3 protein-coding genes and 1 pseudogene are annotated in these 4,434 nt (G+C 56.3%); 3 read left to right on the top strand and 1 reads right to left on the bottom strand.

Annotated features, from left to right (window positions below):
- Positions 1-133 (top strand): annotated as a pseudogene (locus FDW94_RS24230) (ketose-bisphosphate aldolase); the annotation flags it as partial.
- Positions 130-1,134: a carbohydrate kinase family protein gene (locus tag FDW94_RS13905; RefSeq protein ID WP_095533153.1), complete on the top strand. Its 1,005-nt coding sequence runs from the start codon at positions 130-132 to the stop codon at positions 1,132-1,134. The pseudogene FDW94_RS24230 and the gene FDW94_RS13905, both read left to right, overlap by 4 nt.
- A 137-nt stretch (positions 1,135-1,271) precedes the next feature.
- Here the strand turns inward: FDW94_RS13905 and FDW94_RS13900 are convergent, their stop codons facing one another.
- A complete protein-coding gene (locus FDW94_RS13900; RefSeq protein ID WP_008786942.1) occupies positions 1,272-2,003 on the bottom strand; it encodes a response regulator transcription factor in 732 nt (243 codons plus the stop codon).
- A 288-nt stretch (positions 2,004-2,291) separates the two neighbouring features.
- Between FDW94_RS13900 and fdhF the strand changes: the two genes are divergently transcribed.
- A partial coding sequence (gene fdhF, locus FDW94_RS13895) for a formate dehydrogenase subunit alpha (protein ID WP_137377768.1) occupies positions 2,292-4,434 on the top strand: 2,143 nt, incomplete at its 3' end.

The following is a 4,434-nucleotide window of genomic DNA, read 5'->3' as shown; positions in this document are numbered from 1 at the left end:
GGTAGAAACACGGATGGCGAATCGCCAGCCGCTGTACGACGAATTCGCCGAACTGCTGCTCGGCATTGAAGAGGCCATTACCGATACCGTTTCGGAACAGATGCGCATTTTTGGCAGCGCGGGACGGGTCTGATGGAACGCAAAGGCGTTATCGCCGCAGGCAACATGCTGGTCGATCACGTGCATCAAATTGTGCAGTGGCCGGAACGTGGCTGGCTGGCGGAAATCACCCGTAGCGAACGCGCCACGGGCGGTGCGCCGCTTAATGTGCTGCTGACGCTGGCAAAAATGCACACTGGGCTGCCGTTGCAGGCGGTGGGGTTAATCGGTCAGGACAGCGACGGCGACTACATCATGGCGATGCTGGAGCAGTATCACGTTAATCGCCAACACGTGCAGCGCACCACATTCGCCCCCACGTCGATGTCGCAGGTGATGACCGATCCCAGCGGTCAGCGCACCTTTTTCCACTCGCCCGGTGCCAATCGGCTACTCGATCTGCCTGCGTTTGAGCAACTGGATACCTCGATGAAAATCTTCCATCTGGGATATCTGCTGCTGCTCGACAGTCTGGACATGCCGGATGAGGAGTACGGGACGCGTAGCGCACGGCTGCTGGCGCAAATGCGCGACACCGGCTTTGAAACGTCGCTGGATCTGGTCTCACGCAAGGGCGACCCGCGCTATCAACCGCTGGTGATGCCAGCCCTGCGCCATCTCGACTATCTGGTGATTAACGAGCTGGAAGCCGGGGAGTTCAGCGGGCTGGAGATCCGCCAGCCCAACGGCGAACTGCATATTGCGCACATCGCCACCGCCGCACGCGAATTATTGGATGCAGGTGTACGCCAGCGGGTGGTGATCCACTGTCCGGAAGGTGCCTGGGGTGAAGCGCCGGATCTGCCGGGCGTCTGGATCCCGTCGCAGTACCTGGCGCAGGAGGAGATCGTTGGCAGCGTCGGGGCGGGAGATGCGTTTTGCGCTGGATTTTTGTATGGCTGTCATGAGCGCTGGTCGCTGACGGACAGCGTCAGGTTGGCACACGCCTGTGCGCGGGCAAGCTTGCTGTGCGCGAATGCGATAGATGGCGCGAAGACGCTGGCAGAGTTGAAAGCAGAAATGGCTGACGCCTGATGCGCTACGCTTATCAGGCCTACGACCGCATCGTCCGGAAATATGCCTGATGCGCTGCGCTTATCAGGCCTACAGAGTTGTTATCGCTTTTGTAGGCCGGATAAGGCGTTTACGCCGCATCCGGCAACTGCACACGATCACGCCGCCTTATCGTGATGCTGCACGTCGGCGGCAAACACATAACCCAGCCCACGCAGGGTTTTGATCAACATTGGCTGGTGCGGGTTGTTCTCTATTTTTCGCCGCAGCCGCATGATTAACACGTCAATAGTGCGGTCAAACACCTCAACGCTGTCGCTGCGCGTCAGCTCCAGCAGCTGTTCCCGGCTCAGCACCCGGCGGGCATTTTGGGCCAGCGCCAACAGCAGGCTGTATTCCCCCTGCGTCAACTCCACCTTCAACTGCTGGGGATTATGCAGCTGGCAACCGGCGGTATCCAGATGCCAGCCATTGAAAGAAAGCCCCGTGGTCTGTGGGCCGCCGCTTTCTGCCGTTAACACGCCAACGCGTCTGAGCACCGCCTTTACCCGCGCCACCAGCACCCGCGCATTGAACGGCTTACCGATATAGTCGTCAGCCCCCATTTCCAGCCCAACAACCACATCCGACTCGCTGCCAAGCCCGGTCAGCATCACCACCGGTAATCCGGGTCTCATCTTTTGCACCTGCTGCAACACCATCAGACCGTTGATATCGGGCAACATCATGTCCAGCAATACCAGAGCGATATCCGGCTGAGTCTCAATGCAGCGCAGCGCCTCCTGCCCGGTGTGACAGGCGGTCACCGTAAAGACGTGTTCGCTCAGCACATCCTGTAAAAGCGTGCAGACAGCGATGTCATCATCCACAACCAGTATGGCTGGCTTCATTGTTTTTCCCCATTTCTGGCCAACTTAAATGAGTGTGATTGATTCTGCACAGAGTGACAGCGATAAGGCACAAGGATGTGCGGGAAACATAACCTCGGTCACACTGCCGGGGCGTCACGTATTGGAGATTCGTCACGTCAAATATGACGACAGCCTGTTTTTCGTCAGGGTTTTGCGCAAAATTCGCCCGTAATATCGACTAATGCCCCTGATAAAAACATGGCATAAAAGATGCATAACAAAAACGACAAGCGCGTATGCGCGATTTGATTAACTGGAGCGAGACCGATGAAAAAAGTCGTCACGGTTTGCCCATATTGCGCATCAGGTTGCAAAATCAACCTGGTGGTCGATAACGGCAAAATCGTCCGGGCTGAAGCGGCGCAGGGGAAAACCAACCAGGGTACCCTGTGTCTGAAGGGCTACTATGGCTGGGATTTTATCAATGATACCCAGATCCTGACCCCTCGTCTGAAAACCCCTATGATCCGTCGCCAGCGTGGCGGCAAACTGGAATCCGTTTCCTGGGACGAAGCGCTTGATTACGTCGCCAGTCGTCTGAGCGCCATCAAAGCGAAGTATGGCCCGGACGCTATTCAGACGACCGGTTCATCTCGCGGTACGGGTAACGAAACCAACTATGTAATGCAAAAATTCGCGCGCGCCGTTATTGGTACCAATAACGTTGACTGCTGCGCTCGCGTCTGACACGGCCCATCGGTTGCAGGTCTGCACCAATCGGTCGGTAACGGCGCAATGAGTAATGCTATCAATGAAATTGATAACACAGATTTAGTATTCATCTTCGGGTACAACCCGGCGGATTCCCACCCGATCGTGGCGAATCACGTGATTAATGCTAAACGTAACGGGGCGAAAATCATCGTCTGCGATCCGCGCAAAATTGAAACCGCGCGTATTGCCGACATGCACATCGCGTTGAAAAACGGCTCGAACATCGCGCTGCTCAATGCTATGGGTCATGTCATCATCGAAGAAAAACTGTACGACCAGGCGTTCGTCGCCTCCCGTACGGAAGGATTCGAAGAGTACAGCAAGATCGTCGAAGGCTACACGCCGGAGTCCGTCGAAGATATCACTGGCGTTAGCGCGCAGGATATTCGTCAGGCTGCACGTATGTATGCCACGGCGAAAAGCGCGGCCATCCTGTGGGGCATGGGTGTTACCCAGTTCTATCAGGGCGTGGAAACCGTGCGTTCACTGACCAGCCTCGCAATGCTGACCGGCAACCTCGGTAAGCCGAGCGTGGGCGTTAACCCGGTTCGTGGGCAGAACAACGTTCAGGGCGCATGTGACATGGGCGCGCTGCCGGATACTTATCCGGGCTATCAGTATGTGAAAGATCCGGCTAACCGCGAGAAGTTCGCTAAAGCCTGGGGCGTGGAAAGTCTGCCTGCTCATACCGGTTATCGCATCAGCGAACTGCCGCACCGTGCAGCGCATGGCGAAGTACGCGCGGCGTACATCATGGGTGAAGATCCATTACAAACCGATGCTGAACTCTCCGCAGTGCGCAAAGGCTTTGAGGATCTGGAACTGGTCATCGTGCAGGATATCTTCATGACCAAAACTGCCGCTGCCGCAGACGTTATTTTACCGTCTACGTCATGGGGTGAGCATGAAGGCGTATTCTCCGCAGCTGACCGTGGCTTCCAGCGCTTCTTTAAAGCCGTTGAGCCGAAGTGGGATCTGAAAACGGACTGGCAGATTATCAGTGAAATCGCCACCCGTATGGGCTACCCGATGCACTACAACAACACCCAGGAAATCTGGGACGAGTTGCGTCATCTGTGCCCGGATTTCTACGGTGCCACTTACGAGAAAATGGGCGAACTGGGTTATATCCAGTGGCCTTGCCGCGACACCTCAGAAGCCGACCAGGGTACGTCTTATCTCTTCAAAGAGAAGTTCGACACCCCGAACGGCCTGGCGCAGTTCTTCACCTGCGACTGGGTAGCGCCAATCGACAAACTCACTGAGGAGTACCCGATGGTACTGTCTACAGTGCGTGAAGTCGGCCACTACTCTTGCCGTTCGATGACCGGTAACTGTGCGGCGTTGGCCGCGCTGGCGGATGAACCGGGCTATGCCCAGATCAACACCGCCGACGCAGAACGCCTGGGCATCCAGGATGAAGAGCTGGTGTGGGTGAACTCGCGTAAAGGCCGGGTCATTACCCGTGCGGCAGTCAGCGATCGTCCAAACAAAGGCGCGATTTACATGACCTACCAGTGGTGGATTGGCGCATGTAATGAACTGGTAACCGAGAACTTAAGTCCGATTACCAAAACGCCGGAGTACAAGTACTGTGCTGTAAACGTTGAACGCATTGCCGATCAGCGCGCTGCCGAGCAGTATGTCATTGATGAGTACACCAAGCTGAAAGCCAGCCTGCGCGAAAGCGCGATGG

Source organism: Citrobacter sp. wls757, assembly GCF_005280935.1.
GTDB lineage: Bacteria > Pseudomonadota > Gammaproteobacteria > Enterobacterales > Enterobacteriaceae > Citrobacter > Citrobacter portucalensis.
Note: the sequence above shows the minus strand (reverse complement) of the source record. Positions and strands in the feature narration are given on the sequence as shown.